This window comes from Nonomuraea sp. NPDC023979 (assembly GCF_040639085.1).
Lineage (GTDB): Bacteria > Actinomycetota > Actinomycetes > Streptosporangiales > Streptosporangiaceae > Nonomuraea > Nonomuraea ceibae.
Window position 1 is genome coordinate 72,894 of the sequence record NZ_JBEZZG010000001.1, and the last position, 26,860, is coordinate 99,753.

At 74.1% G+C, this 26,860-nt stretch carries 23 protein-coding genes; 14 read left to right on the plus strand and 9 right to left on the minus strand.

The features are described from left to right. Positions 1-1,089 carry a ThiF family adenylyltransferase gene (locus AB0G11_RS00445; protein ID WP_357582991.1) on the minus strand — a complete coding sequence of 363 codons (1,089 nt, stop codon included), beginning with the start codon at positions 1,087-1,089 and terminating at the stop codon, positions 1-3. A gap of 266 nt (positions 1,090-1,355) precedes the next feature. Between AB0G11_RS00445 and AB0G11_RS00450 the strand changes: the two genes are divergently transcribed. From AB0G11_RS00450 to AB0G11_RS00460, 3 genes are read left to right on the plus strand one after another with little or no spacing between them, the layout of a single operon-like run. Then, on the plus strand, positions 1,356-4,250 hold the full coding sequence (locus AB0G11_RS00450; RefSeq protein WP_357582993.1) for a BTAD domain-containing putative transcriptional regulator: 2,895 nt from the start codon (positions 1,356-1,358) through the stop codon (positions 4,248-4,250). A 41-nt stretch (positions 4,251-4,291) separates the two neighbouring features. Next, positions 4,292-4,852 (plus strand): PadR family transcriptional regulator, encoded by a 561-nt coding sequence (locus tag AB0G11_RS00455; RefSeq protein WP_357582995.1) that lies wholly within the window; start codon positions 4,292-4,294, stop codon positions 4,850-4,852. Continuing rightward, positions 4,849-5,643: an SGNH/GDSL hydrolase family protein gene (locus tag AB0G11_RS00460; RefSeq protein WP_357582997.1), complete on the plus strand. Its 795-nt coding sequence runs from the start codon at positions 4,849-4,851 to the stop codon at positions 5,641-5,643. Before AB0G11_RS00455 ends, AB0G11_RS00460 begins: the two co-directional genes overlap by 4 nt. Here the strand turns inward: AB0G11_RS00460 and AB0G11_RS00465 are convergent. Then, positions 5,618-6,613 (minus strand): hypothetical protein, encoded by a 996-nt coding sequence (locus AB0G11_RS00465; RefSeq protein WP_219504164.1) that lies wholly within the window; start codon positions 6,611-6,613, stop codon positions 5,618-5,620. The two genes, AB0G11_RS00460 and AB0G11_RS00465, sit on opposite strands and share 26 nt — an antisense overlap. 121 nt (positions 6,614-6,734) lie before the next feature. Here AB0G11_RS00465 and AB0G11_RS00470 point away from each other — a divergent pair, with 121 nt between their 5' ends. Both AB0G11_RS00470 and AB0G11_RS00475 read left to right on the plus strand, forming a co-directional pair. Further along, positions 6,735-7,763, plus strand: coding sequence for a histidine kinase (locus AB0G11_RS00470; protein WP_357582999.1), 1,029 nt, complete (start codon positions 6,735-6,737; stop codon positions 7,761-7,763). A 76-nt stretch (positions 7,764-7,839) separates the two neighbouring features. Continuing rightward, entirely contained in the window at positions 7,840-8,325 is a 486-nt protein-coding gene (locus AB0G11_RS00475) for a MarR family transcriptional regulator (protein WP_219504160.1), read from the plus strand. Here AB0G11_RS00475 and AB0G11_RS00480 read toward each other — a convergent pair. Further along, positions 8,301-8,747 (minus strand): Lrp/AsnC family transcriptional regulator, encoded by a 447-nt coding sequence (locus AB0G11_RS00480; protein WP_219504158.1) that lies wholly within the window; start codon positions 8,745-8,747, stop codon positions 8,301-8,303. The genes AB0G11_RS00475 and AB0G11_RS00480 overlap by 25 nt on opposite strands. 106 nt (positions 8,748-8,853) lie before the next feature. Between AB0G11_RS00480 and AB0G11_RS00485 the strand changes: the two genes are divergently transcribed. From AB0G11_RS00485 to AB0G11_RS00495, 3 genes are read left to right on the plus strand one after another with little or no spacing between them, the layout of a single operon-like run. Continuing rightward, positions 8,854-9,630 carry an LLM class flavin-dependent oxidoreductase gene (locus tag AB0G11_RS00485; RefSeq protein ID WP_357583001.1) on the plus strand — a complete coding sequence of 259 codons (777 nt, stop codon included), beginning with the start codon at positions 8,854-8,856 and terminating at the stop codon, positions 9,628-9,630. Beyond that, entirely contained in the window at positions 9,627-10,058 is a 432-nt protein-coding gene (locus AB0G11_RS00490) for a nucleoside deaminase (RefSeq protein ID WP_357583003.1), read from the plus strand. The genes AB0G11_RS00485 and AB0G11_RS00490 overlap by 4 nt, the downstream gene beginning before the upstream one ends. Positions 10,059-10,094: 36 nt before the next feature. Then, positions 10,095-10,709, plus strand: a complete 615-nt coding sequence (locus AB0G11_RS00495) for an NAD(P)H-dependent oxidoreductase (protein ID WP_357583005.1) — start codon at positions 10,095-10,097, stop codon at positions 10,707-10,709. A 1-nt stretch (position 10,710) separates the two neighbouring features. Here the strand turns inward: AB0G11_RS00495 and AB0G11_RS00500 are convergent, their stop codons facing one another. Beyond that, positions 10,711-11,418 carry a sulfotransferase family protein gene (locus AB0G11_RS00500; RefSeq protein ID WP_357583007.1) on the minus strand — a complete coding sequence of 236 codons (708 nt, stop codon included), beginning with the start codon at positions 11,416-11,418 and terminating at the stop codon, positions 10,711-10,713. A gap of 207 nt (positions 11,419-11,625) precedes the next feature. On the opposite strand from AB0G11_RS00500, the gene AB0G11_RS00505 reads away from it, so the two are divergent. After that, positions 11,626-12,057 (plus strand): hypothetical protein, encoded by a 432-nt coding sequence (locus AB0G11_RS00505; RefSeq protein ID WP_357583009.1) that lies wholly within the window; start codon positions 11,626-11,628, stop codon positions 12,055-12,057. Then, entirely contained in the window at positions 12,054-14,108 is a 2,055-nt protein-coding gene (locus AB0G11_RS00510) for a M48 family metalloprotease (RefSeq protein ID WP_357583011.1), read from the plus strand. The genes AB0G11_RS00505 and AB0G11_RS00510 overlap by 4 nt, the downstream gene beginning before the upstream one ends. Here the strand turns inward: AB0G11_RS00510 and AB0G11_RS00515 are convergent. Continuing rightward, complete coding sequence (locus AB0G11_RS00515) at positions 14,105-15,985, minus strand: heavy metal translocating P-type ATPase (protein ID WP_357583689.1); 1,881 nt, start codon at positions 15,983-15,985, stop codon at positions 14,105-14,107. The two genes, AB0G11_RS00510 and AB0G11_RS00515, sit on opposite strands and share 4 nt — an antisense overlap. A 144-nt stretch (positions 15,986-16,129) precedes the next feature. Here AB0G11_RS00515 and AB0G11_RS00520 point away from each other — a divergent pair, with 144 nt between their 5' ends. Then, entirely contained in the window at positions 16,130-16,480 is a 351-nt protein-coding gene (locus AB0G11_RS00520; RefSeq protein WP_219504152.1) for a metalloregulator ArsR/SmtB family transcription factor, read from the plus strand. Positions 16,481-16,502: 22 nt separating this feature from the next. Here the strand turns inward: AB0G11_RS00520 and AB0G11_RS00525 are convergent, their stop codons facing one another. The 4 genes from AB0G11_RS00525 to AB0G11_RS00540 are packed head-to-tail and all read right to left on the minus strand — an operon-like array spanning position 16,503 to position 20,225. Further along, positions 16,503-17,276 carry an ABC transporter ATP-binding protein gene (locus AB0G11_RS00525; protein WP_219504149.1) on the minus strand — a complete coding sequence of 258 codons (774 nt, stop codon included), beginning with the start codon at positions 17,274-17,276 and terminating at the stop codon, positions 16,503-16,505. Further along, positions 17,273-18,241: an iron chelate uptake ABC transporter family permease subunit gene (locus AB0G11_RS00530; protein ID WP_357583013.1), complete on the minus strand. Its 969-nt coding sequence runs from the start codon at positions 18,239-18,241 to the stop codon at positions 17,273-17,275. The genes AB0G11_RS00525 and AB0G11_RS00530 overlap by 4 nt, the downstream gene beginning before the upstream one ends. After that, on the minus strand, positions 18,238-19,218 hold the full coding sequence (locus tag AB0G11_RS00535) for an iron ABC transporter permease (protein WP_219504144.1): 981 nt from the start codon (positions 19,216-19,218) through the stop codon (positions 18,238-18,240). Before AB0G11_RS00535 ends, AB0G11_RS00530 begins: the two co-directional genes overlap by 4 nt. Next, positions 19,215-20,225, minus strand: a complete 1,011-nt coding sequence (locus AB0G11_RS00540) for an ABC transporter substrate-binding protein (protein ID WP_357583015.1) — start codon at positions 20,223-20,225, stop codon at positions 19,215-19,217. Before AB0G11_RS00540 ends, AB0G11_RS00535 begins: the two co-directional genes overlap by 4 nt. A 115-nt stretch (positions 20,226-20,340) precedes the next feature. Between AB0G11_RS00540 and AB0G11_RS00545 the strand changes: the two genes are divergently transcribed. From AB0G11_RS00545 to AB0G11_RS00555, 3 genes are all read left to right on the plus strand, one after another. Next, positions 20,341-21,969 carry an ABC transporter ATP-binding protein gene (locus tag AB0G11_RS00545; protein ID WP_357583017.1) on the plus strand — a complete coding sequence of 543 codons (1,629 nt, stop codon included), beginning with the start codon at positions 20,341-20,343 and terminating at the stop codon, positions 21,967-21,969. After that, entirely contained in the window at positions 21,966-23,618 is a 1,653-nt protein-coding gene (locus tag AB0G11_RS00550; protein ID WP_357583018.1) for an ABC transporter ATP-binding protein, read from the plus strand. Before AB0G11_RS00545 ends, AB0G11_RS00550 begins: the two co-directional genes overlap by 4 nt. A 72-nt stretch (positions 23,619-23,690) precedes the next feature. Continuing rightward, a complete protein-coding gene (locus AB0G11_RS00555; protein ID WP_357583020.1) occupies positions 23,691-26,858 on the plus strand; it encodes a S8 family serine peptidase in 3,168 nt (1,055 codons plus the stop codon). The last annotated feature ends 2 nt before the right edge of the window (positions 26,859-26,860 follow it).

Sequence of the window (26,860 nt, forward strand, 5' to 3'; positions counted from 1 at the left end):
TCACCGCCGCGCCAGCGCGCACGCCGGGCAGTCCGGATCGCGCGGGAACGGCACCCGGACCGGGACGAGCCCGTCACGCAGGTCGAGGACCACCCGCGCCCCCGCCGCGCGTGGCGGCTCGACCCCCGTCAGGTAACGCATCACCTCGTACGCGACCAGCGACCCGACCTGCATCGCCATCGGCCCGGTGAGCCCGTTGGCGAGCTGGAGCCCCCGGGTGAGCCGGTGGGCCACCCCGGCGGAGGTGCGCTCCTCCGGCCCCGGCAGGTCCGACTCGTCGCAGCGCAGGCAGGCGCTGCGGCCCGGGTCGACGGAGAAGTAGATGAGCTGCGTGCGCGTCATCCCGCCCGCGACCAGCGGCACGCCCGCGCGCAGCGCCGCCTCGTTCACCCACAGGTTGGCGTCGGGGGCGCCGTCCAGGCCGCCGGCCATCACGTGCACGCCCTCGGTCAGGTCCTTCAGGTCCTCGGGCCCGGAGATCCACCGGTCCACCGCCCGCACCTCGATGCCGGGGTCGTACTCGCGCACCCATTCGGCCGCGCGCTCCACCTTCGACCGGCCGATGTCGGCGTGGCGGTACAGGAACTGGCGGGCGAAGTTGCGCGGCGCGATGTCGTCGCGGTCCACCAGCGTCAGCGCGCCGACGCCCAGCCCGGCCAGGCACTGCACGAGCGAGGAGCCGCCGCCCCCGGCGCCGAGCACCAGGACGTGCGCCTCGCGCAGCCGCCGGACGAACTCCGCCCGCGACGTGCCCAGCCGGGCGAAGGCGCCGAAGAAGGTCAGATTGGAGAAGTGGCGCTCGTCCGCGCCCGGGTCGCCCAGCCAGCGCCCGGCGGCGTCCTCGACCAGGCCGAGGGAGTCGAGACCGGTCAGCCCGTCGCGGACCTCCTCGGCCGTGACGGCCACGTCCCGCGCCGCCAGCGCGGCGGCCAGCTCCTCCGCGGTCGCCGGCCCGCGGCCTAGCTCGTCCAGGAGCGCCGTGATCCGGCCCTCCGGGTCGGCCAGCGTGAACGCCTCGCGCGGGTCGTGGACCACGATGAGCTCGTCGCCGAGGCGCTCCCAGGCGCATTCCTTCAACATCACTCGCATCGCCGCTCCGGACGCTCGTGGGGATCTCGTCGGCTGTGGAGGACCGGGGGACGGGCGCGCCGCCCCCCGGTCCGCTGAGAGGCGGTGCCTCAGGTCACGAACTGCGTGGCCTTGACGGCCTCGACCTTGCGAACCTCGATCTTCATGGGTGCACCTCCTTCCGGATGTCCTCGATCAAGCTCCTCTTCGGGCCCATAGGATGCCCATAGCGTCGCCATAGCAGGTCCCCCCGTCGGGGTTTCGCTGATCGTGCTCGGGAGGCGGAAGTGGACTTCGCGATCCTCGGTCCCGTCCGGGTCGCCGAAGCGGGAAGGCCGGTGCGACTCACGGGCAAGCCCCGCGCGGTGCTCAGCGTCTTCCTGCTCCACCCGAACACCGTCGTCTCCAGCGACCGGCTGATCGCCTCCGTCTGGGAAGAGCCGCCCCGCTCCGCCCTGGCCAACCTGCAGAACTACGTCTCCGTCCTGCGCAAGGCCGCGATCGACGTGGAGACGCAGGAGCAGGGCTACCGGCTGTGCCTGCGCACCGACCGGCTCGACCTGCTCGCCTTCGACGAGGACGTACGGCGGGCCCGGCTGGAGTCGGCGCGCGGCGACCTGGCCGAGGCCCACCGCCTGTTCGCCAGGGCGCTGCCGCTGTGGCGCGGCCGTCCGGCCGAGGACGTGCCGCTGAGCGGCGAGGTGAGCGCCCGCATCGCCGAGCTGGAGGAGCGTCGGGAGAGCGCCAGGCTCGGCTGGATCGACGTGCGGCTGCGGCTCGGCCTGCACGACGAGCTGGTCGGCGAGCTGACCCCGCTGGTGGAGACCGCCCCGCTCAACGAGCGGCTGTGGCACCGGCTCATGCTGGCGCTGCACCGGTCGGGCCGGCGCGCCGAGGCGCTGGAGGCGTACCGCAGGGCCAGGTCGGTGCTGGTCGCCGAGCTGGGCGTGGAGCCGGGGCAGGAGTTACGCGACGCGCACGCGGCCATCCTGAACGACGCCCCCGTCGAGCCGCCAGGACCGGCGGTGGTGCCGGCGGAGCCGGCCGCGCCGGAGCGGGAGCCCGCGTGGGCGGGCATCTGCCTGCTGCCGGCCGACCTCGCCGGGTTCGTCGGCCGCGAGACCGAGACGCGCGAGATGATCACCGCGCTGAGTGACCCCGGCGGCGCGGCGCCGGCGATCGTGACCGTGTCCGGCCCGCCGGGCGTCGGCAAGAGCACGCTGGCCGTGCACGTCGCCCACCTGCTGCGCGATCGCTATCCCGACGGGCAGCTGTTCGTCCGGCTGGGCGGCGCGTCGCCGAACCCCCGCGACCCGGCCGACCTGCTCGCCGAGCTGCTGCGGGCGCTCGGCGTGGACCCCGGCATCCTGCCCGCCGCCACCGAGGAGCAGGCGGCGATGTACCGGGCCAGGATCGCCGACCGGGCCGTCCTGGTGCTGCTCGACGACGCGGGCGACGAGACGCAGGTGGAGCCGCTGCTCCCGGGGACGCCCGGGTCGGGGGTCGTCGTCACGTCGCGCGGGCCGCTGCCGACGGTGCCGGGCACGGTCGCGCTCGTCCTGGACGTGCCGCCGCCCTCCGACGCCCGCGACCTGCTCGCCCGGGTGGTGGGCGCCGACCGGCTCGCCGCCGACCCGGAGTCGGCGGAGGCGATCCTGCGCGCGTGCGGGCGGCTGCCGCTCGCGCTGCGCATCGCCGGGGCGCGTCTCGTCACCCGTCCCGCGTGGCCGCCGGCCGAGCTCGCCAGGCGGCTCGCGGACACGTCGGCGCGGCTGAACGAGCTGCACGCGGGGCAGCTCGACGTGCGCGCCACGTTCGCGACGAGCTACGCGTCGCTGTCGCCGCCGGCCAGGCTGGCGTTCCGGCTCCTCGGCGCGGTCGCGGCCGACAGCGTGGCGGCGTGGGCGGTCGCCGCGCTGGCCGGGGCCGGCGTGCGCGAGGTCGACGACTCCCTGGAGGAGCTCGCCGCCGCCGGGCTGATCAGCGCGAGCGACGTCGACGCCGCGAAGCAGACCCGCTACCGCATGCACGACCTGCTGTGGAGCTTCGCCGCCGAGCTCTTCGCGGCCGAGGAGAGCGAGGACGGCCGGGCGGCGGCGCTGGCCCGGCTCACCGCCGAGGCGTGCGCCCGGGTCACCGCCGCCGCGCGTGAGCTGCCGCTCGCCCCCGCCCCGCCGCCGCCCGGCGCCCCGGCGCGCACGCCGCCCTCGCCCGATGACGGCGCCTGGCTGGCGGCGGAGCGCGGCATGCTCGTCGCGCTGGTCGCCGCCGCGGCCCGCGCCGGGCTGGCGTCCGCCGCGGCCGGCCTCGCCCATGCCCTGGCGCCCTTCCTCGTCGTACGCGGCTTCCACGAGGACGCCGTGACGATGCTGGACGCCGCCGTCGAGGCGGCCGGGGCGGCGGGCGACGACGCGGCCGAGACGCGCCTGCGGCTGGTGCGCGCCGACGCCGAGATGGACCGGGGCCGCGCCCATGCCGTGGGCGCGGAGTTCCGCGGGCTGCTGGCGCGCAGCGAGCGGGCGGGGGACCAGCACTCGGCCGCCTACGCGCTGCTGGGCGTCGCCGCCTCGCTGGTCGACGACCTGGAGGCCGCGCTGGACACCGCCGTCCGGGCGGCGGGCCGGTTCCGCGCGCTCGGCGACGCGAACGGGCTGCTGACCGCGTGGACCGAGGTCGCCGTGGTGCAGCTCTACCTGGGCCGCTACGACGAGGCCGCCGCCACCTCCCGCCGGGCGCTGGGCCTGGCCGCCGGGGAGAGCGCCGTCCACCGCGCCAGGTTCCTGCGCTCGCTGGGCGTCGCCTGCCACGAGACGGGCCGGACCGAGGAGGCCGTCGGCCACTACCGGGCGAGCCTCGACCTCAGCCGTGAGCTGCGCTGGAACAACGGCGAGCGGATCGCGCTGCGCCGGCTGGCCGAGGCCGAGGGCGCGCTGGGGCACTTCGGTTCCGCCGAGCGCATGCTCGCCGAGTGCGCCGAGATGTGCGCCCGCGCCGGTGACGAGCTGGGGGAGGCGCTGACCGCCTACACGCTGGGCGACGTGCGCCGCCGTCAGGGGGACGAGCGGGCCGCGCTGGCCCACTTCACCACCTGCCACACCGTGCTGAGCGCGCACCGCGAGCTGATCTGGTCGGCCCGCGCCCGCGAGCAGATCGCCCGCTCCCGGGCCGCGCTCGGGCTATAGTCATATCCATGACTAGTCGCCTTCATGAGTACGGCTGAGCCGTGGCGCTCCGACACGCGGTGCTGGCGGCGCTGCTCGACGGCGAATACAGCGGCTACCAGCTCACCAAGATCTTCGACATCGGCGTCTCCAACTTCTGGTACGCCGCCCCGCAGCAGCTCTACGCCGAGCTGGCCAAGCTGGAGGCCGACGGCCTGGTCACCGGCCGCGAGGTCGTCCAGACCGGCCGCCCCAACAAGCGCGTCTTCAAGGTCACCGAGGCCGGGCTCGCCGAGCTGGCCGCCTTCGCCGCCCGGCCGGCCAAGCCCCTGCTGCTCCGCGACGAGCTGGTCGTCAAGGTGCACGCCGCCGACCTGCTCGACCCGGCCCCGCTGATCGAGCAGCTCCGCGAGCGGGAGCGGGAGGCCGTGGCCAAGCTGGAGATCTTCGAGCAGCTCCTGGCCGGCCTGCGCGGCGACCTGGACGAGGAGACGTTCCTGCGCGAGGGCGAGCACATCGGCCCCTACCTGTCCGGCCTGGCTGGCTGCCGTTTCGAACGCGAGATGCGCGACTGGTGCCGCGACACCGCGCTGACCCTGGCCGCACGAGTGGAGACGCCATGACCACCTACACGCGCTACGTCGCGCTCGGCGACAGCCAGACCGAGGGCCTCGGCGACGGCGACGACGTCAACGGTCACCGGGGCTGGGCCGACCGCCTCGCCGAGCACCTGGCCGCCGCCGAACCCGGGCTCCACTACGCCAACCTCGCCGTCCGGGGCCGGCTGGCCGGGCAGATCCGCGCCGAGCAGCTACCCGTCGCGCTGGCGCTCCGCCCCGACCTGGCCACGGTCATGGCGGGCATGAACGACCTCATCCGGCCCGGCTTCGAGGCCGGCCGGGTGGTGGCCGACCTGGAGGCGATGTTCGCCGCGCTCACCGGGGCGGGCGCGCACGTGGTCACCGTGACCTTCCCCGACATCGGCAAGATCGCGCCGATGGCCAGGCGGTTCCGGCCCCGCGTGCTCGACCTCAACGCCCGCATCCGCGAGGCCGCCGCCCGGCACGGGGTCGCGGTGGTCGACACGTTCCCGCTGGAGTTCGTCACGGACGCCCGCATGTGGTGCGTCGACCGCCTGCACGCCAGCCCGGCCGGCCACGCCCGCATCGCCGCAGCCATGGCCCACACGCTGGGGCTGCCCGGCAGCGACGACGCCTGGATGCAGCCCCTGCCCGCCCTGCCCGCGCCGGGCCCGTTGCGGGTCGCGGCGGCGGAGGCGCGCTGGCTGGCCACGTTCGCGGGCCCGTGGATCGGCCGCCGCCTGCGCGGCAGGTCCTCCGGCGACGGCCGCACCGCCAAACGCCCCGAACTCCTGCCCTGGGCGACGCCTACGCCGCCGGCTCGCCCGTCCTGAGCCGCGTGCCGTCGCGCCGCCGCAGGTGGTAGGAGACGGTGGCGGTGGCCAGGGCGGCGCCCCAGACCGGCCAGAAGCACTCCGGCAGCCAGGCGCCCCACTCCTCCAGCGCGAACCGGCCCGCGACCGTCCACCGGACGTAGGACAGCCCCGCCACGGTCACGATGATCGAGACGAATCCGGCGGGGATGACCGCCAGCAGGGGCGGCACCCGCCTGCCGCGCAGCCCGGGGATCCATCTGGGGAAGATCTCCCCCCAGCGCTGGGTCAGCCCGAGTGTGAGCACGCCGCCGAGCGCGCCGAACGTCGCCAGGTAGGCTCCCGCCAGCCACAGCCCGTCCTCGCCCTCGGCCAGGAACTCCGGGCTCACGCCGAGCGGGATGCCCAGCGCCCACGCCCACCGGGTGGCGCAGTACACGAGAGGCACGGCCACGGCCACGTACACCGCCGTGCGCCCCCGCTCGGGCGTGAACCAGCGCGCCCGCCCTCGGTCACGGCCGTACGCGAGCGCCGCGGCGGCCAGCAGCAGCCCGCCGAGCACGCAGACGAGCTGGTTGAGCACCGGCCACGGCCAGGCGTCGGCGAAGGTGGCGCCGCCCAGGCTCCAGCCGAAGACGGGGGCGACCAGCAGCAGCGGCGTGTACGCGACGCCCATCATCAGGCGCGAGTCGGGGATCACCAGGACCAGGATCGCGGCGATCGGCCAGGCCAGGAGCAGCGGCGCCCGCCGATCGCCCCGGCGAGTGAGAGCCACCGCCGTCACCGCGGTGAGCAGGGCGAACGCGGCGATCCACCACCCGAACCGGGGTGTCGTCCCGGCCAGGAGGGACAGCGCCCCGTCGGGGTCGGGATCGGAGGCGCCCCACGGGTAGCCGGGCAGCCCGAGCGCCCACGCCGCGCCGAGCCCGCCATAGCCGAGCGCCCACAGCGCCGTCGCATGGGCGCGCGAGGCAGGAGTGAAGGATTTCATGTGTTCAGCGTCGCGGCGCGGCGACGGCGCGGACCAGATGCCGTTCGGCACCCTCGGCCACCCGCGCCCGTGCCGAACGGCACCTGCGGCCGGGTCTCCCGGCGGCCGTATCGTCGGTGCGGTGACTCTCCTGTGGATCGCCGTGTCGGCGTCGCTGCTGCTCCCCGTGGCGCTGGTGGCGCTGTCGCGGACGCCGCTCGCCGCGCGGCTGCCGGAGCTGACGTGCGTGGCGGCGGTGGTCTCGCTGGCCGTCACGCTGGCCCAGCTGTACGGCGTCGTGCCGTCCGAGCAGCCCGCCGCCGCCCTTGGGATGGCCGAGAGCCTGGCGTTCATGGTGCTGGCCGGGCTGATCGTCCGGGACGCGCCCGCCCGCCGCGCCGCGGTGGCGGCCCCCGCGGCGGGCCTGGCCGCGGCCACCTGGCTGCTGCGCTTCCTCCAGCCGGCCTCGCCGCTGGAGGCGGTGGGCGCGTGCGCGTTCTGGGGGCTGGGCGCGCTCCTCGCCGCCGGTCTGGGCGGCTACCTGCGCCTTCTCGGCGTACGGCAGCGCCGCGCCCTCGACGACACCCGCACCGCGCTCCGGCTGCGGCTGGCCGGGGACCTGCACGACTTCCTCGCCCACGACATCAGCGAGATGGTGGCCCACGCCCAGGCGGGCAGGGTGACGGGCGACCCGGCACGGGCGCTCGAACGCGTCGAGGCTGCGGGGCAGCGCGCCCTGTCGATGCTGGATCGCACGCTCGACATGCTGCACCACGACCGGCCCGCGACCTCCGCCGGCGGCCTGGAGGACATCCGGGATGCGGCCGAGCGCTTCTCGGCCGCCGGTCCCGCCCGGGTCCGCCTGCGCATGGACCCGGCGCTCCAGGTCCCGGCCGGCAGCGCGGCGCTGGCGTACCGGATCGTGGTCGAGGGCCTCACCAACGTGCGGCGGCACGCCGCGCGGGCGGGGCGCGTCGACCTGGACGTGAGCGTGGCGGACGGGCGGTTGGAGATCACGATGACCAACGACGGCGTGACGCCGTCGCGGAGCGGGCGGACCGGCGGGGCGGGCCTGCCGGGGCTGGCCGCGCTGGTCGAGGCGCAGGGCGGCGAGCTGGTCTCGCGGGCCGTGCCGGACGGGTGGTCACTGACCGCGTGGCTGCCGCTGTAGCCCGGGCTGGCCAGAATTATGTATGTGCATGTATATTTCTGTCCAGCGGCCGAGAAACCAGCACAAGGAGGGGTCGATGACACCCGCAGCCCCCAACGCCCCAGCGGACCCGTCGGTGGCGGAGCTCGCCGCGACCTGGAACCATCTGCTGCTGCTGCACGCCCGGGTGGAGGCCAGGCTCGGCACCGCGTTGCAGCGGCGGCACGGCATCGGCCTGTCGGAGTATCGCGCGCTCGGCCACCTGGCCGCCGCGCCCGACAGCGAACTGCGCATGCAGGAGCTCGCCGACAAGCTCGGGCTCAACCAGAGCTCCGTGACGCGGCTGGTCGCCCGGCTGAACGCGGCGGAGTTCACGTACCGGGACCTGTGCCCCGACGACAAGCGCGGCGTCTACACGGTCATCACCGAGAGCGGCCGGGTGCGTCACGCCGAGGCGAGCCGCACCTACGAGGAGACGCTGAGCGCCGCGCTGGCGGAGGCCGGCGGGGCCGACCCCGGCCTGGCCTCCGCTCTCGCGTCCCTGGGCGACCTGCTCGGTCAGGGGCGGTCGGGGCCGCGGTAGGGCAGGGGCCGGCTGTAGACGATGCTCGTGGTCGTGCTGCCGAGGCCGGCCAGCTCGTCCATGAGCGCCTCCAGGTGGCTCATGGAGGTCGCGGCCACCTTGAGCGTGTAGCAGTCGTCGCCGGTCGTGCGCAGGCACTCCAGGATCTCGCGCCGGTCGGCGAGCAACTGGCGCAGGGGCTGGTGGCGGTTGCCCGGATACTTCAGCCGGACCAGGGCGAGCACCGGGTAGCCGACCTTGTCCAGGTCGACCGCGGCGTGATAGCCGGTGATGACGCCCTGCGCCTCAAGCTGGCGCACCCGTTCGGTGGTGGCCGACGGGCTGAGGTTGACGCGCCGGCCCAGCTCGCTCAGTGAGATGCGGGCTTCCTGCTGGAGCTGGGTGATGATCGCCCAGTCGACCTCGTCAAGCTTCGCGGCCATATGGAGAATCTATCGGTAAATTCCCGGGCTTAGGGGTGAATAGCCGGGAGAAATCGGTTCCAATGGCGCTGGTGACCGCTATAGCCTCGTTTTTATGGAACTTGGGGTGAACGTACCGAACTTCGGGCCCGGCACCGATCCGGGCGTGCTGCGCGAATGGGCGCGCATCGTGGAAGGGCTCGGCTTCGACCTCCTCATGATGTCCGACCACGTGACGATCACCCCGGACGTCGCCGTGCGCTACCCGGAGCCGTTCTACGAGCCGTTCACCACGCTGTCCTGGCTGGCCGGGCTCACCACCACGGTCAAGCTGGGCACCACCGTGCTCATCCTGCCCTACCGGCATCCGCTCCTGGTGTCGCGGATGGCCACCAACCTGAACCAGCTCAGCGGGGGCAGGCTCGTGCTCGGCGTGGGCGTCGGCTGGGCGCGGCAGGAGTTCGAGGCGCTCGGCGTGCCGTTCGCCGAACGCGGCAGGCTGACCGACGACTACCTGGCCACGCTGCGCGACGCCGGGCACACCATCTGGGTCGGCGGCAACAGCGAGGTGGGCATCCGGCGGGCCGTCAAGAACGGCCACCCCTGGCACCCGCTGCGCGGCACCATGCCCTGGATGGCCTCGGTCGTGGCCGGGCACACCCTGCCGGGCTTCGTCCCCCGCATCGCCCTGCGGCTGACGACCACGCCCGTCGACGACCCGGAACGCCTCGCCGGCGTCGGCACGCTGGAACAGATTCTCGACGACCTCGACCGGCTCCGGCAGCTCGGCGCCACCAGCGTCGTGCTCGACCCGTACCACGGCGACCCCGAGGAGACCCGCAGCCCGCAGCCGGCGTGGCGGGCGCTCGCCGCCGTCGCCACCCACTGGAGGAACCGCACATGATCACCGCCGCCGACGAGAAGCTGCTGCGCCGCGCCATCGACCTCGCGGCCCACGCCGTCACCCTGGGCGACGCCCCCTACGGCTCCCTGCTCGCGGGGCCCGGCGGCGAGATCCTGGTCGAGGCCCACAACACCGTGCGGCGCGACAACGACATCAGCGCCCACCCGGAGCTCAAGCTCGCCCGCTGGACGGCCCGCGAGCTCGACGCCGACACCGCAGCCCGCACCACCATGTACACGAGCTGCCAGCCCTGCGGCATGTGCACCGGCGGCATCGTCCGCTCCGGGCTGGGCCGCGTCGTCTACGCGCTGTCCACCGAACAGCTCGCCGAGCTCAATCCCGGCTCGGGCTGGCCGGAGGTCCAGCAGGACGGCCCGGCGCTGTTCGAGGCGGCCCGCGTCCCCATCGAGAGCTACTACCGGCCCTAGCTGTGGGAGACTTTTCCCTCCAATAGCCACATATGAATGGGTTCGCGCATGCGCATCGGCGTCTACCTCGCCCACCCGAGGCCCGACAGCTTCAACGGAGCCCTCTTCGACGCCGTCGTGGACGAACTGCGCGGACGGGGCGCCGACGTCCGCGCGCACGACCTCTACGCGGAGGGCTTCGCCCCGGCGCTGGCCGCCGCCGAGACCGAGACCGTGGCCGACGGCGCCCCGTCCGCCGACGACCTCGTCCAGGCCCACCGGGCCGAGGTCGCCGAACTGGACGCCGTGGTGTTCGTGCACCCCAACTGGTGGGGCATGCCGCCCGCGATACTGGCCGGATGGGTGCAGCGCGTCCTCGTCCCCGGCGTCGCCTACAAGCTCGGCACCGCCGACGGCGAACCCGCCGGGCTGCTCAAGGCCGGGCGGGCACTGGTGCTCAACACCTCCGACACCCCGGCCGACCGCGAACGCGACGAGTTCGGCGACCCGCTGGAGCGCATCTGGGCAGCCTGCGTGCTGCCCTACGTCGGCGTCGTGGACGTACGCCGCAAGGTCTTCCGCACGGTGACCGGCTCCGACGGACCGCAGCGGGACGCCTGGCTGCGCGAAGCCCGCGAGCTCGCGGCCGCCCTGCTCGACGCCCCCGCCTAGCTCACTCCACAGGGTGGAACGGCAGCCCGACCTTCTCGCCCTTCATCAGCCGCTCGATGGACTCCTCCATCATCTTGCTGTCGTTCAGGTGCGGGAACGGCTCCTCCTCAGGGACGTCCACGCCCAGGAACCGGCAGAGCGGCTCCCACCCCTCCCGCACGTCGAACACCAGCAGCCGCTCCGCCGGCAGGCTCTCCCGCACCGTGACGATGTGCCGCTCGAACGCCGCGATGGTCTCCTTCTCGTCCGGGACCACGCCGAAGGGGCTGTCACTGCCCAGCCCCTCCCGGATCATCCGCTCGAGCAGCGGGCGCGTGGTCATCATGTTCTCCACGAGACCGGCCATCTCGGGCGCCAGCTTCTCGCTCTGTAAACGCGCCGGCCCGTTGTCGATGAGCGTCCGCATGCTCGCGAACCAGGACTGCGGGTCGCGGACCGTGAGAACCACCTTGGCCTCCGGGTACGCCTCCGCCAGCTCCCGCCAGAAGAACGAGGCCGGCCAGTCCACCGACGACCGGAACCCCTCCAGCACGTACTCCCAGTCCGGGACCGTGTCGTGGCTGGCCAGAGGCGCCCACCGCTTGGCCCGGTCGGAGTTCGACCCCACGTCGAACATGTGATGGCACGGCCCGAACCCGAGCCGCTCCAGTGCCGCCTTCATCGAACTCGTACCGGTGCGCGGGAACCCCGCGCCGATCACGGTCAGCATGCTGCTTCCTCCATGAGGTGTCGGCTGGTCCCGATCATGGTGGTGCAATCCCGAACCTGGCAATCCCCCAAAACCAATACCTGCGGCCCGGCGATTTCGCGAGCGAAATGTCTATGGTGTCGCTGTTCCGATGCATGATGAATTACAGACAGCCGGCCTCGGCGCTGCCTATATTTCTGAAAACAGAATCCCGCGTTGGAGGCCCAGGTGTCCGATGTGTTCGCCAAGGATCTCAGCCGCCGAGTCGTGACGAGAATCGCGCCTGCCGAATTGCCGCTGTTCGATCAGACCTGGGACGCGCTCGGCGGCGGCAACAGGGCGAGATCCCACCGGGAGCCACTCGGGTTCGGGCTGCCGGGGGTGGACGAGATGCTGGTGACGGCGATCGTCTCCGGCGTCGTGACCACGGTGCTCATGGACGTGGGCAAGGACGTCGGCTCGTGGACCGGCCGGCTGATCGGCCGGTTGCGCCGCCGCCCGAAGGAGCTGACCGAGGGCCCGCCGCCGCTGCCGCCGGCCCGGCTGACCGAGATCCGGAAGGTCGCCTACCGGAAGGCGCGCCGGATGGGCATGTCGGAGGCCCAGGCCGACGCCCTGGCCGATGCGGTGGTGAGTGAGCTCGCTCGCAAGCCCTCATGACCGGCCGCGTCCCGTCGGCCACCGCGTCCGCGTTCGTCCTGCTGATCAGCCTGGCGTTCGCGACGACCGCGATCTACCGGCCGGGGGTGTTCGACCGGCTGTCGACGCACGGCTCGCCGGTCCCGCCGAAGGTCAGGGAGGCGTGCCTGCTGGCGGCGCTGAAGGGCCGGGACGACCCTGCGTGCGAGGTGCTGGGCCGGGCCGCCGACCAGGATCTCCGGCTGGGCACGTTGCTCTGTTTCGCGACGCTCGTCCTGCTCACCGGGCTGCAGTACTGGTTCGGCCCGGCCTGGCGGATCCGCCGCCGTCGGCTGCGCCCGGTCGCCGGCGAGGTCCACGACGAGCTGGCGCGGATGGCGCAGGAGGTGCTCGGCGGACGGCGGGTCGTCTTCCTGCTCGACGTGCTCAACCCCGCGGTGGCCGGGCTGGCGTTCGGCCGGGCCGGGCGCAGTTACGTCGTGATCAGCCGGGGCACCTGGATGCTGTACGAGCGCGACCGGCCGCTGTTCCGCGCGGTGGTGCTGCACGAGCTGGCGCACGTGCGCAACAGGGACCTGGGCATCACGGCCGTGACGCTGGCGATGTGGCGGTCGTATGCCGCGGTGATCCTCGTACCGGGCCTGCTCGCCGCCGTGATCGGGGTGCTGTCGGGGCACGCGCCGTTCCTGCGGCCTCTGGAGATGCCGTTCGGCTCGAGCGTGGTGCTGTCGTGGCTGTTCGCCGCCCAGATCATCGGGCTGGCGGTGCTGTCGTGGCTGACCCGCTCGGCGGTGCTGCAGTCGCGTGAGCTGATGGCCGACGCCCGCGTGCTGTCGTGGCAGGAGGACGCGACGCCGCTGCGCCGCCTGTTCGAGGACGCGCCGGCCCCGCGCCGGTGGCCGGTGTCGCTGCGGGTGCGCACCCACCCCCATCTCGCCGTACGCCGCGCCGCCCTGGACGAGCCGGGACCGCTGGTACGCCAGGGCTTCGTCTTCCCGGTGGCCCTGGGCGGCTGCTTCTCCCTCACCATGGACCCCGCCGCGTCGTTCACCGCGCTGGGACGCACCAACACGCTGCCGTGGCCTGCGGAGGTGTTCGCCCTGCTGCTGGCCGTCGTGCTGGGGTTGCGGGCGTTACGGGCCGTGGAGGCGCCGAGCGATGCCGTGCACGTGCCGCTCGGCCTGGCCGTGGGGCTGGCCGGTGGCTGGCTTCTCGCCCCCAGCAGGATGACGGACCACGCACTGGCCCCGTTCCCCGTGTCGGTGCAGCTCGCCGGGCTGGTGCTGCTGGCGGTGGCGGGCCTGCTGCTGGGGGTCTGGGTGCGGTGGGTGGCGCGGGTGTGGGCGCCGAGGGTGCGCGACCTGCGGTCGGCGCTGGCTCCGCTGCTGCTCATCGCGGCCGTGGTGACGCTGACCGCGCGCACGTTCTACCGCGTCCAGAGCGACATCATCATCGCGCACGTCCAGGACTATCCGGCCGTCTCCGACCCGCTGGCCCATGTGCTGATCAGCGCGCAGATCACGCTGGACAGCCGGCTGTCCACGGGCGCCCTGCTCCTGGTCGCCGTCGTCCTGCTCATGCTGGTCCCGATGGCGGTGCGCTTCACCACACTCGGCGAGCCCCGGCCGCCGGCGCCCCGCCGCACCGGCCGCGTCGCCCTGGCCGTGGGCTCCGCAGCCGCCGCGGCCCTGATCACGGTGCTGGTGTCGGGCACGGTCAACGCCTATGTCTTCCAGCGGGCCGGCACCACCCTGTCGGACCACCTCGCCGTCGGAGCCGCGTTCGCCGCCGCTCTCGCCGCCGTCGCGGCCGGGCTGTCCCGGACGTCCCCGGTCGCGAAGGGCATGCTGGCCGGGCTGGCCGGCGCGGTGGTCCACGCCCTCGTGCTGGAGCTGGTGGTGCTCCCCTTGCGGACGGCGCTCCCGTGGACGATCCACATGCTCATCCTGGAGCGCATGCTGGAGGCCGCCCTGATCGCCGGCCTGGCCACGGCCCTGCTGACCCGCCTCCTGCCCGTCCGCGGCGAACCGGCCGCGGCCGCAGCCGTGCCCGTGGCGAAAACGCCTGGCTAGCCCCGACCGGCCCGTGCCTGGAGCCAGGCCTGTTCGCGCAGCAGGCGCAGGCCGTTCAGGCCGACGATGACGGTCGAGCCCTCGTGTCCGGCCACCCCGAGCGGCAGCGGCAGGTCGCCCGTGAGGTCCCAGATGACCAGGCCGGTGATGAAGGCTCCGGCGATGACCAGGTTCTGGACGATGAGGCGCCTGGCCTGGCGGGAGAGGGCCACCGCGGCGGGGATGGCGGCGAGCTCGTCCCGTACCACCACGGCGTCGGCGGTCTCCAGGGCGAGGTCCGATCCGGCGCGGCCCATGGCGATGCCGCTGTGGGCGGCGGCCAGCGCGGGAGCGTCGTTGACGCCGTCGCCGACGACGAGCACCTTGCGGCCGGTGTCCTGCAACTGACGTACGAGGCCGACCTTGTCCTGGGGGAGCAGTCCGGCGCGTACGTCGGTGATGCCGACCTGGCCGGCCACGTGGGCGGCCGCGCGGGCGTTGTCGCCGGTGACCAGGACGGGGGCGCTGCCGGTGAGCGCGGTGAGTGAGGCGACGGTGGCGGCGGCGTCGGGCCGGAGACGGTCAGTGATGCCGAGCACCCCGATCGGCTCGCCGTCGCGGGTGACCAGGACGGTGGTGCGGCCCTGGGCTCTCAGGTCGGCGGTGTCCGGCACGCCCGGCCCGTGCGGCAGGCGGTCGGGGCTGCCGACCGTGATCTCGGCGCCGCCCACCGTGGCGGTCACGCCGAGGCCGGGGGTGGAGGCGAAGTTCTCGGCTCTCGCCACGTCGAGGCCGCGTTCGCGGGCGGCGTCGGTGACGGCGCGGCCGAGGGGGTGTTCGCTGGGGTGTTCGGCCGCGGCGGCCAGGGCGAGCACCTCGTCGGCGGACAGGCCGGCGGCCGGGCGGATGTCGGCGACCTGCGGGGCGCCTTCGGTGAGGGTGCCGGTCTTGTCCAGCGCGACGGCGTCGACCTGGCCCAGGCGTTCCATGACGACAGCGGACTTGATCAGTACGCCGTGCCGCCCGGCGTTGGCGATCGCCGACAGCAGCGGCGGCATGGTCGCCAGCACGACCGCGCACGGCGACGCGACGATCATGAACGTCATCGCGCGCAGCAGGGTCGGCTCCAGGTCGGCGCCGAACATGAGCGGCAGCGCGAACAGCGCCACCGTGGCGATGACCATGCCGATGGAGTAGCGCTGTTCGACCTTCTCGATGAACAGCTGGGTCGGCGCCTTGGTCCTCGACGCCTCTTCCACCAGGGCCACGATGCGGGCGATCACCGAGTCCGCCGGGTCCCGTTCGACCCGTACGCGCAGGGCGCCGCTGCCGTTGAGGGTGCCGGCGAACACCTCGTCCCCCGCCTGCTTGGTCACGGGCAGCGGTTCCCCGGTGATGGTGGCCTGGTCGACCTCGCCGGTCCCGTCGAGCACGCGCCCGTCGGCGCCGACGCGCTCGCCGGGCCGGACCAGGATCACGTCGCCGATCGCGAGCCGCTCGGTGGGGACGGTCTCCTCGCCGCCTTCCTCGGTGAGGCGGCTGGCCGTGGTGGGGGCCAGGTCGAGCAGGCTGCGTACGGAGTCCTCGGTGCGCTTGGTGGCGACCGCCTCCAGCGCGCCGGAGGTGGCGAAGATGACGATGAGGAGCGCGCCGTCGAAGACCTGCCCGATCGCGGCGGCGCCGATCGCCGCGGCGACCATGAGCAGGTCCACGTCCAGCCGGGGCTCGCGCAACGCCCGCAGCCCCGCCAGCCCGGGCTCCCAGCCGCCGGCGGCGTAGCAGGTCAGGTACAGGGTCCACCACAGCCACGGGGGCGCCCCGGCCAGCTGGCAGAGGCCGCCGGCGGCGAACAGCGCGACGGCGACGGCGGCCCAGCGCACTTCCGGCAGCGTCCACATGCCGGCGCTCCACGGCGTGGCGCGCCGATGCCCGGGGGCGGGGGCGGCGGCCTGGGCGGCGCTCAGATCGGTAATCACCGCGCCATCGTATATGCGTATATACGCAGACAGGCAAGCAGGGCGGGCTGTGGCTAGGCTGAGACCATGCACACGTCGCTGTCCGGCTTCGACATGCCGTCCGAAGAGCAGGTGCACCTGGCGGCCGAGTCGTTCCGGCTGCTGTCGGACCCCACCCGCATCAAGATCCTGTGGGCGCTCCTCCAGGGCGAGTCGTCGGTCGCCTGCCTGGCCGAGCTCGCCGACGCCGCCCCCACCGCCGTCAGCCAGCACCTGGCCAAGCTCCGCCTGGCCGGCCTGGTCAAGGGACGCAGGGAAGGCACGTTCGTCTACTACACCGCCGCCGACGAGCACGTACGCCGCCTGCTCGCCCAGGGCCTCTACCACGCCGACCGCATCGACCGCGGCGAGGACCACGAGCTGGTACGCGAGGAGTAGCGGACCCCGGCCAGGGCGGCGGTCAGAGGGCGGCGTCGAGCAGGCAGCGGGGCGAGCCGTGCAGCTCGTCCGTGACCACCCGCCCGGCCACGCCGAACACGTCGGCCAGGAGCTCCGGCGTGATCACGTGTGCCGGCTCGCCGTCGGCGTGGACCCGGCCCTCGTGGAGCGCGACGACGCGTTCGGCGAAGCGGGCCGCATGGTCCAGCTCGTGCAGGACGGTCACGACGGTGAGCCCGCGGATCTCGCGCAGGGTGCGGACGAGTTCGAGGACCTCCAGCTGATGGCGGATGTCCAGATGGGCGGTCGGCTCGTCCAGGAGCAGGATGCCGGTGTCCTGGGCCACGGCGAGCGCCAGCCGGACGCGCTGGCGTTCGCCGCCGGACAGCGTGTCGAGGACGCGGTCGGCGAGGTGGGCGACCCCGGCCAGCTCCAGCGCCTCGTCCATGGAGTCCGACTCCCGCAGCAGGCCGAGCGGCCCCTGGTGGGGGTAGCGGCCCTGGCGGACGAGTTGGCGGACGGTCAGCGCGGGCACGGGCGGCAGGCTCTGGTGCAGCACCGCGAGCCGCTGGGCCACCTGCCGGCGCGACAGCGACGTCAGCTCCGCGCCGCCGAGCAGGATGCGGCCGGACGACGGTTTGACCAGGCCCGCGATCAGGCGCAGCAGCGTGCTCTTGCCGCAGCCGTTGACGCCGACCAGGGCCACGAACTCGCCGGGCTCGACGGTGAGGTCGACGCCGGTCAGGACGGGGCGGGTGGCGTACGAGAAGTGCAGGTCCTCGACCTTGATGCTCATTGCGATCTTCCCAGTCTGATCAGGACGGCGGCGCCGGCCAGGGCGGTGATCACGCCGGTCGGGACGCCGAGCCGGTGCGTGCCGTCGAGGAGGTGCCCGGCGAGCTGGGCGAGGCTGTCGGCGCCCGCGAGGGCGACGGCGCCGACGACGGCGACGGTGGGGACGCGCCCGCCCAGCCTGCGCGCGACGTGCGGGGCGGCCAGGCCGACGAACGCGATCGCCCCCGACAGGGCGGCCGCGCCGGCGGTCAGGGCGATGGCCACAGTGAGCGCGACCGCCCGGCCGAGGCCGGGACGCAGGCCGAGCGAGGCAGCGTGGTCGTCACCGGGTGACAGGACGGCCAGCATGCCCGAGCAGGCCCACGCCACGGCGACGCCCCCGGCGATCCACCAGGAGGCGAAGGCCAGGTGCTCCCACACCCGTCCCTCGACCGAGCCGATCAGCCAGCGCAGCGCGTTGCCGAACCTGCTCGGCTGGTAGGCCAGCAGCATCGTGGTCAGCCCGGCCAGCAGCGCACTGCCGAGCAGGCCGTGCACCACCAGGTTGGCCGGGTCGCGGCCCGCCGACAGCAGCCAGGTGAGCCCGCCGCCCAGCGCGCCTCCGGCCAGGGCGGCGAGCAGCGCCCCCGCGGCGGAGTCGGCGGGGAACAGGCCGAGCGTGAGCCCGCCAAGGATGCCGAGCACCGCGCCGGGGTTCACGCCGGAGAACTCGGGCGCGGCCAGCGCGTTGCGCAGCGTCGCCTGGAGCACGTACCCGGCGACGCCCAGGGCGGCGCCGGTGAGCAGGGCGGTGAGCAGCCTCGGCACGCCGAGCTCCCACACGATCTTCTCGGCCTGGCTGTCGGCGGCCCCGTCGAGCAGGCCGGAGATCGCGCCGGGCGGCTGGCCGGAGACGAGCAGGTGCGTGGCCGCGACCAGCAGCAGCAGGGCCGCCGCCACGACGACCCGCGCGGGCCTCGTCGTCATGAGGCCGCCCGCCTGCGCAGCAGGGCGGCTCCGGCCAGCACGCCGGCCAGCGCCGTCCACGCCCCGAGCGGAGTCTCCACCGGGTCGAACGCCAGCCGCGCGGCCAGGTCGGCCGTCAAGGTGATCAGCGCCCCGAGCGCGGCCGACCACGGGAGCCAGCCCCGGGCTCCCGCGTGCGGGCGCAACCGCCTGGCCAGCACCGGTGCCAGGAACCCGACCCAGGCGATCGGGCCGCACGGCCCCGTCACCGCCCCGATCAGCAGGGTCGACACCGCGAGCACCCCGAGCCGGGCGAGGCCGACCCGGCTGCCGAGCGAGGCGGCCGCGTCGTCACCGAGGCGCAGCAGGCCTAGCGCGGGCACGCACAGCACGACGAGGGGAAGCGCGACGGCGAACCACGGCAGCGTCTCCGAGGTCTGCTCCCACATCAGGCCGGACAGGCTGCCGACGAGATAGCGGAAGAGCATGTCGTACTGGAGCCGGTCGGCGGTGGCCATCACGGCCAGCAGCAGCGCCTGGATGCCGGTCGACACCGCCGCGCCGATCAGCAGGACGCCGCCCGCGCTGCGGCCCGACCTGGCCGCGGCCAGCGTGACGAGCCCGCCGAGCGCGGCGCCGAGCAGGCCCGCCAGCGGGTACAGCGACGGCGGCACGGGCAGCGCCCAGATCACGCACACGCTGACCGCCAGCGCGGCCCCGGTCGAGACGCCGAGCATCTCGGGCACGGCGAGCGGGTTCCGCAGCGACTCCTGGAGCAGGAGCCCGGCGGCGCCGATCGCCGCGCCGCCCACCAGGCCGATCAGCACGCGGGGCACGCGCAGCTCCCAGACCACGAGGTGCGCGATCGACTCCGGGGACGTCGTGAGCAGGTCCTGCGGGGCCACGAACGGCGTGCCCAGGCAGAGGCCGGCCAGCGCCGCGACGGCGAGGCCGAGCCCGGTGACGATCGCCGGGCGTCCGCCGAGCGCAGCGCTCACCCGGCGGCCTTGGCGAGCGCCTCGTCGAGGATGATGCCGAACGCCCTGGTGCCCCGGCCGGACGCCCACAGCTCGGTCGGCACCTCGAACACCCTGCCTGCCGACACGGCGGGAACGCGCTTCCACACCGGGTTGTCCTTGTAGTGGTCGCTGACCTTGGTGCCGAACGACTGGATGAAGATGACCTGAGGGGCCTTGGCCAGGATCTCCTCGATGCTGTAGGCCTGCGCGGTCTCGAAGCCGCCGCCCTTGCTGGGCCAGGGGTAGGCGAAGAACTGCGACAGGAAATGCCCCAGTACGTCCTCGGTGGTGTTGACGCCTACCGAGGTGCCCCCGTACATCGCCAGGACCGGCGTCCGGTCCAGCCCCGCCGCCTTGGCCCGGGCGGCTCCCTCGGTGAGCTTGGCGCGGAAGCGGCTCTCGGCCTCGGCCTGCTGCCGCCCGCGGCCGGTGAGCTGGGCGAGCGCGCGCAGGTAGCCGATGGAGTCGTCGTACGACTTCACCTGGACCACCCACAGCGGCGCGAACTTCTCCACGGCGGTCCTGAGCTGGTCGTGCACCCCGGCCAGGCCGATCACCAGGTCCGGCTTCGCCTCGGCGATCTTCGCGACGTCCTCGCCGCCGAAGCTGCCGGGGATGACGGGGACGCCGGCGCCCTTCGCGCCCAGGTAGTCAGAGCGGGAGAGCAGGGCGGGCGTGGTCGTGGCCACGGGGGTCAGGCCCAGCTCGACCAGGGCGTCGTCGCACAGCCCGGTCAGGCACACGACGCGCTCGGGCTTCTTCTTCAGCGTGAACGTCCCGCCGTGCGGGTCGGCGACGGTCAGCGCGGCGCTGACGGGGGCGACCGGGGCGGTGGTGGCGGTGGCCTTGGGGGACGCCGTGGCGCCTGGACGGGGGTCGCTCTGACCGCAGGACGCCACCAGGACGAGCGGGATCAGGGCGAGGAGTGAGCGCCTCAGCGCGGGCCGGGCGCGATGCCGGCCGAGGGAGAAAGCGCCGCGGCGCATGGAACCTCCAGGAGTGAAAATCATTGTCGTCTCTAGACGATGAAAATAGTTATCATTTACGCTCGCTTCCCATCAAGTCGGCACAACGTGCCTCAAGGACCCGGAAGGACAGCGCGTGATCGTTCATCGCCGGCTGCTGCAGCTGGCCGGCAGCGTGAGAGGGCCGATCGCGGCCTGCGTGGCCCTCGGCCTGGCGGTCAGCGCCGCGTACGTGACCCAGGCGGTCCTGCTCGCCGCCGCCCTGGCAGCCCTCGTACGCGGGGACGTTCCGGCCGCGGTGGGCCTGCTGGCCTGGACCTTCGCGGTGATCGCGGCGCGGGCGGCACTCCTGTGGGCCAGGGAGGCGGTGACCGTGTGGGCGGGCGGGCTGATCAAGGCCAGGCTGCGCGACCGGCTCATCGTCCACCTGGGCAGGCTGGGTCCCGCGCACCTGTCCGGCGCCCGCACCGGGAACGTGCAGACCACGCTGGTCGACGGCGTGGAAGGGCTCGACCCCTACTTCAGCCGCTACCTTCCGCAGGTCGTGGTCACCTTCTGCGTGCCGGTGGCGCTGGTTGGCTGGCTGTTCACGGTCGACGCGGCGGCCGCCGCGGTCCTGGCCGTCGCCGTGGCCGGGGTCCTGGTCGTGCCCAGGTTCTGGGACGCGACCCTGCTGCGCCGGGGGCGTGGCCGGTGGGCCGCGTTCGCCGCGCTGGCCTCGGACTACCTGGAGGCGATGCAGGGCATGGCGACGCTGCGGGCGTTCGGGGCGGTCGCCGCCCTGGGGGCACGGCTGGCCGGGCGGGCCCACGACCTCTACCTGACCACCATGCGCCAGCTCAGGATCTCCCTCGTGGAGACCGGGATCAGCGCGTTCTTCGTGCAGGCGGGCACGGCTGCGGCCGTCCTCGCCGCGACGGCCTCGGGCAGCGCGTGGGAGGTGTTCGCGGTGCTGGTGATCGCCGTCGAGTGCTTCCGGCCGGTGAGGAACCTCTCCGACGCCTGGCACGCCGGATATCTCGGGATAACGGCGGTTGACGGCATCGAGGCGCTGCTGGCCGCCTCCCCGGCCGTCGAGGACCGGGGGACGCGGCGGGACTTCCCCGCGCCGCCCGCCGTCACGTTCGAGGACGTCACGTTCACCTATCCGGGCGCCGGGCGCCCCGCCGTCCACGGCGTCGGCCTCACCGTCGAGCCGGGTCGGACCGTCGCCCTGGTCGGCCCTTCCGGCGCGGGCAAGAGCACGCTGGCCACCCTGCTCCAGCGGCACCACGACCCCGACCAGGGGCGGATCAGCATCGGCGGGGTCGACGTACGCGACCTCACCCTCGACGCGCTGCGCGGCGGCGTCGCCGTCGTGGCGCAGGACACGTACCTCTTCCACGGCACCGTGGCCGAGAACCTGCGCCTGGCCAGGCCCGACGCCACCGACGAGGAACTGGTCGCCGCCGCCAGGACGGCCGCCGCCCACGACTTCATCACCGAACTGCCCGCCGGCTACGACACGCCGCTGGGGGAGCGCGGGGCGACGCTGTCGGGCGGGCAGCGGCAGCGCCTGTCCATCGCGCGGGCCCTGCTGGCCGACGCCCCGGTCCTGGTGCTCGACGAGGCCACCTCACACGTGGACGCGCGTACCGAGCAGGCCCTGGCGCAGGTGCGCGAGGGCCGCACCTGCCTGATGATCGCCCACCGTCCCGACACCATCCGGCAGGCCGACCACGTGGTCACCCTGGAGAACGGCACCATCCTGGAGAGCGTGGCATGACCCCGTCCATCCGCTGGCTCGCGGGCGCCGTCGGCGCGCACCGCCGGGCCTTCCTCTCCACCCTGGCCGCGAACCTGATCGGGCAGCTCGCCGTGCTCGGCGCGGCCGTGACCGGCGCCTGGCTGGCCGGCCGGGCGATCGCCGGCCAGAGCGCGCCCCTCGGCCTGGCCGGCGCCGTGCTCGGCGGGCTCGTCGTGGTCGCCACGCTGGCCGCCTGGTGGGAGACCTACGTCGCGCACGACCTGGCGTACCTGGTGCTGGCCAGGCTCCGGAGTCAGGTGTACGACGCGGTCGCCAGGATCACCCCCGCCCGCCTGCTGGGCCGCCGCAGCGGCGACCTGTCCGCCGCCGCGCTGTCCGATATCGAGACCCTGGAATGGCTGTTCGCGCACACCCTGGCGCAGCTCATCACGGCGGGCACGGTGCTGACAGCCGGGACCGTGGCCGCGGCGATGATCGACCCCATGCTCCTGGCCGTCTCGCTCCCGCTGGCCGCGTGCGTGCTCGCCGTGCCGCTGTGGCTGCGCAAGACCTCCCGCCGGCACGGCGACGAACTGCGGGCCGCCACCGCCGAGCTGACGTCCGACGTGGTCGACACCGTCCAGGGCATGCGCGAGCTCACCGCCTTCCGCGCGCTCGACCGCCGCAGGGACCTGCTGGCCCGCAAGACCCGCCGGCTGGCCCGCGCCCAGGCGGCGAACGCGGCCCGCGGCGGGCTGGAGGCGGCGCTCACCGACCTGCTCCTCGCCGTCGCGGCGGCGGGGACGCTGCTCCTGGTCGTCACCGTCATCCGGACCCCCGCCGACGCCCCGCTCGCCATGATCCTCGCCGCCAGCTCGCTGGGCCCGGCCGCCCAGGTGGCGCTGCTGCTCAAGGAGTACGGCACGCTGCGCGCGGCCGCCGACCGGGTGCACACGCTGGTCACCGCACCCGCCAACGTGCCCCCGCCGCAGGAGCCGCGCGAGGTCGCCGCCCGCCCGGACGTGGTCTTCGAGAACGTACGGTTCCGCTACACGCCCGAGGGGCCCGACGTGCTGCGCGGCGTGTCGTTCCGCATCCCGTACGGCACGACCGTCGCCCTGGTCGGCGCGTCGGGGGCGGGCAAGTCCACCTGCGTGTCACTGCTGCTGCGCCACTGGGACCCGGACGACGGGCGCATCCTGGTCGGCGGCGTGCCCCTGCCGAACATCGCCGAGCCGCACCGGCACGTCACGGTGGTGCCCCAGGACGTGCACCTGTTCGCCGGCACGGTCGGGCAGAACGTGCGACTCGGCGCGCCCGACGCCGACGTGGCCGGGGCGCTGCGCACCGCGCAGCTCGCCATCGACCCGGAGCTGCCCGTCGGGGAACGGGGCGTCACGCTCTCCGGCGGCCAGCGTGCCCGGGTGGCGGTCGCCCGGGCGCTGGCCACGCGGGCCCCGGTGCTCGTCCTGGACGAGGCGGTGGCCAACCTCGACCCCGAGAACGAGGCCCGCCTCACCGAGGCGCTCCGGCGAGCCGCCGCGGGCCGGGCCACGCTCGTCATCGCCCACCGGCTCTCCACCATCCGGGAAGCCGACCACATCGTGCTGCTGGAGGAGGGACGCGTCGCCGCCGAAGGCCCCTACGACCAGCTCAGCGAGAGGCTGTCCCAGCTGTTCGCCCGATAGCCGTGGAAGAAAAAACGACCTTCGAAGGAACAGGGGAGGAAAGCGAATCGATTTCTCATCTTGCGAGGGTCAATGACATCAGGCAAGAAACTCGTGGCAGCGGTCCTGGCAGGCACGCTGAGCGCGGGCGCGACACCGGCGGCCGCCGCGGCCGGGCATGCGAGCTTGGACGCGGCGGGCAGCGTGACGCTGCTGACCGGCGACCGGGTCGTGGTCACGGGCAAGAGGTTCCGGGTGGAGCCGGGCGCGGAGCGGGAGGTGCACTTCACGTCCGGGTACCGCGACGGGCACCTGTACGTGATCCCGTCCGACGCCGCGCCCCTGATCGACCAGGGGGTGCTGGACGAGCGGCTGTTCGACGTCACCCAGCTGCTCGCCTGGCGCTACGGCGACGCGGACACGGCCGACATCCCGCTGATCACCCGGTCGCCCGAGGGAACGGCGCCCGCGCTGAAGGGCGCCGCGGCGACCCGGCGGCTGAACAGCCTGGGCATGACGGCGCAGCGGGTGGCCAAGAAGAGCGCCGCCGAGGCGTGGCGGGGCCTGCTCGCCGGGGCGTCCACCCTGGCCGAGGGCAAGAGCAGGATCTGGGTCGACGGCCGGCGCTCGTACACCCTGGACCGCAGCACCGAGCAGATCGGCGCGACCGAGGCGTGGCGGCAGGGCCTGACCGGGCAGGGCGTCACGGTCGCCGTGCTCGACAGCGGGTACGACCCCACGCATCCGGACCTGAAGGACGTGGTCACCCAGTCACGGAACTTCTCCGACGAGCCCGGCATCGAGGACCGTCTCGGACACGGCACCCACGTCGCCTCGATCATCGCCGGAGCAGGGGAGAAGTACCGAGGCGTGGCGCCGGGAGCCCGCATCGCCCTCGGCAAGGTGGGCGGAGCCGCCGGGATCACCGACTCCGCGATCCTGGCCGGGATGGAGTGGGCCGCCACGGAGGTCAAGGCCAAGGTCGTCAACATGAGCTTCGGCAGCCCCGACGAACCCGGCCTCGACCCGGTCGAGGAGGCGGTGAACACGCTGTCGCGCGACACGGGCACCCTGTTCGTGGTGGCCTCGGGCAACGAGGGTGACCAGGGCGTCGGCACCCTGTACTCCCCCGGCAGCGCGGACGCCGCGCTGACCGTCGGCGCGGTCGACCACGCCGACCAGGTGGCCGACTTCTCCAGCACGGGCCCGCGCGTCGGCGACCACGCGGTCAAGCCGGACGTCACCGCCCCCGGCGTGGACATCGTGGCCGCCGCCGCGACGGGCACCGCCGACGGGACCCATGTGGCCAAGAGCGGCACGTCGATGGCCACCCCGCACGTGGTGGGCGCGGCGGCCGTCCTCGCCCAGCGCCACCCCGGCTGGAGCGGGCAGCAGCTCAAGGCGGCGCTCGTCGGCAGCGCCAGGCCGACCGGTGGCGCCACGCCGTACCAGCAGGGCACCGGGCGGGTGGACGTGCCCCGCTCGCTGGCCCAGGAGGTGCTCGCCACGCCCACCGGCGTGTGGGCCGTGTTCCCCTGGCAGCACCCGGGCGAGCGGCAGGCCACCGGGACGATCACGTACGCCAACACCGGGAGCACGCCCGTCATCCTGGACCTCGCGGCCGACTCGGACGTGCTCACGCTGTCGCCGCAGCGCCTGGAGGTGCCCGCGGGCGGGGAGGCGTCGGTCACGGTGACGATCGACGCCGGGGGCAGGAGCCCCGGCGACCATCCGGGCATCGTCACCGCCACGGCCGGTGACACGGTGATCCGCACCCCGGCCGGCGCCTACGTGGAGCCGGAGTCCTACGACGCCACGGTGACCGTCCTGGGCAGGGACGGGGCCGCCGCCGACGGGATCCGGGGAGTCGTCTACGACCAGGAGACCGGCGCGCAGCGCAGCCTCGTCTTCCACGGGAACGTGGCCAGGATCAGGCTGCCGAAGGGACGCTGGAACGTCTCCACCACCGTCTTCGGCAGGGCGGAACACAGCCTGACGTTCGCGCACCAGCCGTTCGAGATCGACGACGCCGACGTGTCGCTGACGATCGACGGCCGCCAGGCGAAGCGGTTCGCGTTCACGGTCGACGACCCCACCGCCGTCCCCGACCCCACGTTCGGCCTCTCCCTGGTCAACGGCCCCTGGAAGGCCGCGATGTTCGCCTACAACTACGCCGGCGGCTACTACGTCGTCCCGGTGCGGCAGCCGGGCCTCGCCTACCTGGCCCATGTCGCCTGGGTCAAGAAGGACACGGCGTTCAGCCCGTACCGCTATGACCTCGTGGACCACCGTACGGACGGCTTCCCTGACGACCCCGGGTACGCCGCGCGGACCCGGGACATGGTCAAGGCGACCGAGACGTTCCGCTCGGCCGCGCCGGGCGCCACGGGCGCGCTGCACTCGGGGCCGGTGCTGCCCGGCAGCGACGTCGGGGGAGGGGCGAGCACGTGGGACATCCCGCAACCGGGCAGCCGGACGCGGTACCTCACCCCGGGGTTCGCGTGGAACGAGGAGTTCAGCACGGGCACTCTGACGGAGGTCGGCACCGGCCCGGTGCGTGACAAGGACTTCACCCAGGTCTGGAACGCCGCGGTGACCGGCCCGTCGTTCGCCTCGCCGGGCGGCAGCCGTACCGGCGACACGCTGGACTTCCCCGCCGTCGGCCTGTACAGCAGCGGAGCCGCCGGCCGTACCGGCATGGACGAGGCCGCGACCGGCGCCCTCACCCTGACCGCGAACGGGAAGCGGATCGCCACGACCGGCATCACCGGCTGCCTCCCCTACCGGAGCGAGGAATGCACGCTCACGGCCACGGTGCCTGAGACGGACACCGCCTACACGCTGACCGCCTCCTCCCGGCGGCCGGAAGCGGCGCTGTCCACGGGCGTCGAGGCCGTCTGGACCTTCCGCTCCGCCCGGACGGCCGAGCCCGAGGCTCTGCCGCTGATGGCGGTGCGCTACGCGCCGCAGGGCCTCGACGACGCCAACCGCGCCGAGCCGGGGTCACGGACCACCCTGCCGATCCGGGTCGAGCGGGCCCCCGGCGCCCGAGGGGCGGCCGTCTCGTCCGTCAGGCTGGAGGCGTCCGCCGACGACGGGAAGACGTGGCGACCGGCGCCCGTCCGGGTGACCCGGTCGGGCTGGACGGCCCGGCTGTCCAACCCCGCGACCCCCGGGCACGTCTCACTGCGCGCGACGGTCAAGGATCGGGCGGGCAACGCCGTCACCCAGACCGTGATCCGCGCCTACGCCGTCGGCTGACG

What these genes read in the sequence shown, in the direction of transcription:
- AB0G11_RS00445 (WP_357582991.1), bottom strand. Translation starts at nt 1,089, where the DNA reads ATGCGAGTGATGTTGAAGGAATGCGCCTGGGAGCGCCTCGGCGACGAG.
- AB0G11_RS00460 (WP_357582997.1), top strand. Translation starts at nt 4,849, where the DNA reads ATGACCACCTACACGCGCTACGTCGCGCTCGGCGACAGCCAGACCGAG.
- AB0G11_RS00465 (WP_219504164.1), bottom strand. Translation starts at nt 6,613, where the DNA reads ATGAAATCCTTCACTCCTGCCTCGCGCGCCCATGCGACGGCGCTGTGG.
- AB0G11_RS00475 (WP_219504160.1), top strand. Translation starts at nt 7,840, where the DNA reads ATGACACCCGCAGCCCCCAACGCCCCAGCGGACCCGTCGGTGGCGGAG.
- AB0G11_RS00480 (WP_219504158.1), bottom strand. Translation starts at nt 8,747, where the DNA reads ATGGCCGCGAAGCTTGACGAGGTCGACTGGGCGATCATCACCCAGCTC.
- AB0G11_RS00490 (WP_357583003.1), top strand. Translation starts at nt 9,627, where the DNA reads ATGATCACCGCCGCCGACGAGAAGCTGCTGCGCCGCGCCATCGACCTC.
- AB0G11_RS00495 (WP_357583005.1), top strand. Translation starts at nt 10,095, where the DNA reads ATGGGTTCGCGCATGCGCATCGGCGTCTACCTCGCCCACCCGAGGCCC.
- AB0G11_RS00500 (WP_357583007.1), bottom strand. Translation starts at nt 11,418, where the DNA reads ATGCTGACCGTGATCGGCGCGGGGTTCCCGCGCACCGGTACGAGTTCG.
- AB0G11_RS00510 (WP_357583011.1), top strand. Translation starts at nt 12,054, where the DNA reads ATGACCGGCCGCGTCCCGTCGGCCACCGCGTCCGCGTTCGTCCTGCTG.
- AB0G11_RS00515 (WP_357583689.1), bottom strand. Translation starts at nt 15,985, where the DNA reads ATGTGGACGCTGCCGGAAGTGCGCTGGGCCGCCGTCGCCGTCGCGCTG.
- AB0G11_RS00520 (WP_219504152.1), top strand. Translation starts at nt 16,130, where the DNA reads ATGCACACGTCGCTGTCCGGCTTCGACATGCCGTCCGAAGAGCAGGTG.
- AB0G11_RS00525 (WP_219504149.1), bottom strand. Translation starts at nt 17,276, where the DNA reads ATGAGCATCAAGGTCGAGGACCTGCACTTCTCGTACGCCACCCGCCCC.
- AB0G11_RS00530 (WP_357583013.1), bottom strand. Translation starts at nt 18,241, where the DNA reads ATGACGACGAGGCCCGCGCGGGTCGTCGTGGCGGCGGCCCTGCTGCTG.
- AB0G11_RS00540 (WP_357583015.1), bottom strand. Translation starts at nt 20,225, where the DNA reads ATGCGCCGCGGCGCTTTCTCCCTCGGCCGGCATCGCGCCCGGCCCGCG.
- AB0G11_RS00550 (WP_357583018.1), top strand. Translation starts at nt 21,966, where the DNA reads ATGACCCCGTCCATCCGCTGGCTCGCGGGCGCCGTCGGCGCGCACCGC.
- AB0G11_RS00555 (WP_357583020.1), top strand. Translation starts at nt 23,691, where the DNA reads ATGACATCAGGCAAGAAACTCGTGGCAGCGGTCCTGGCAGGCACGCTG.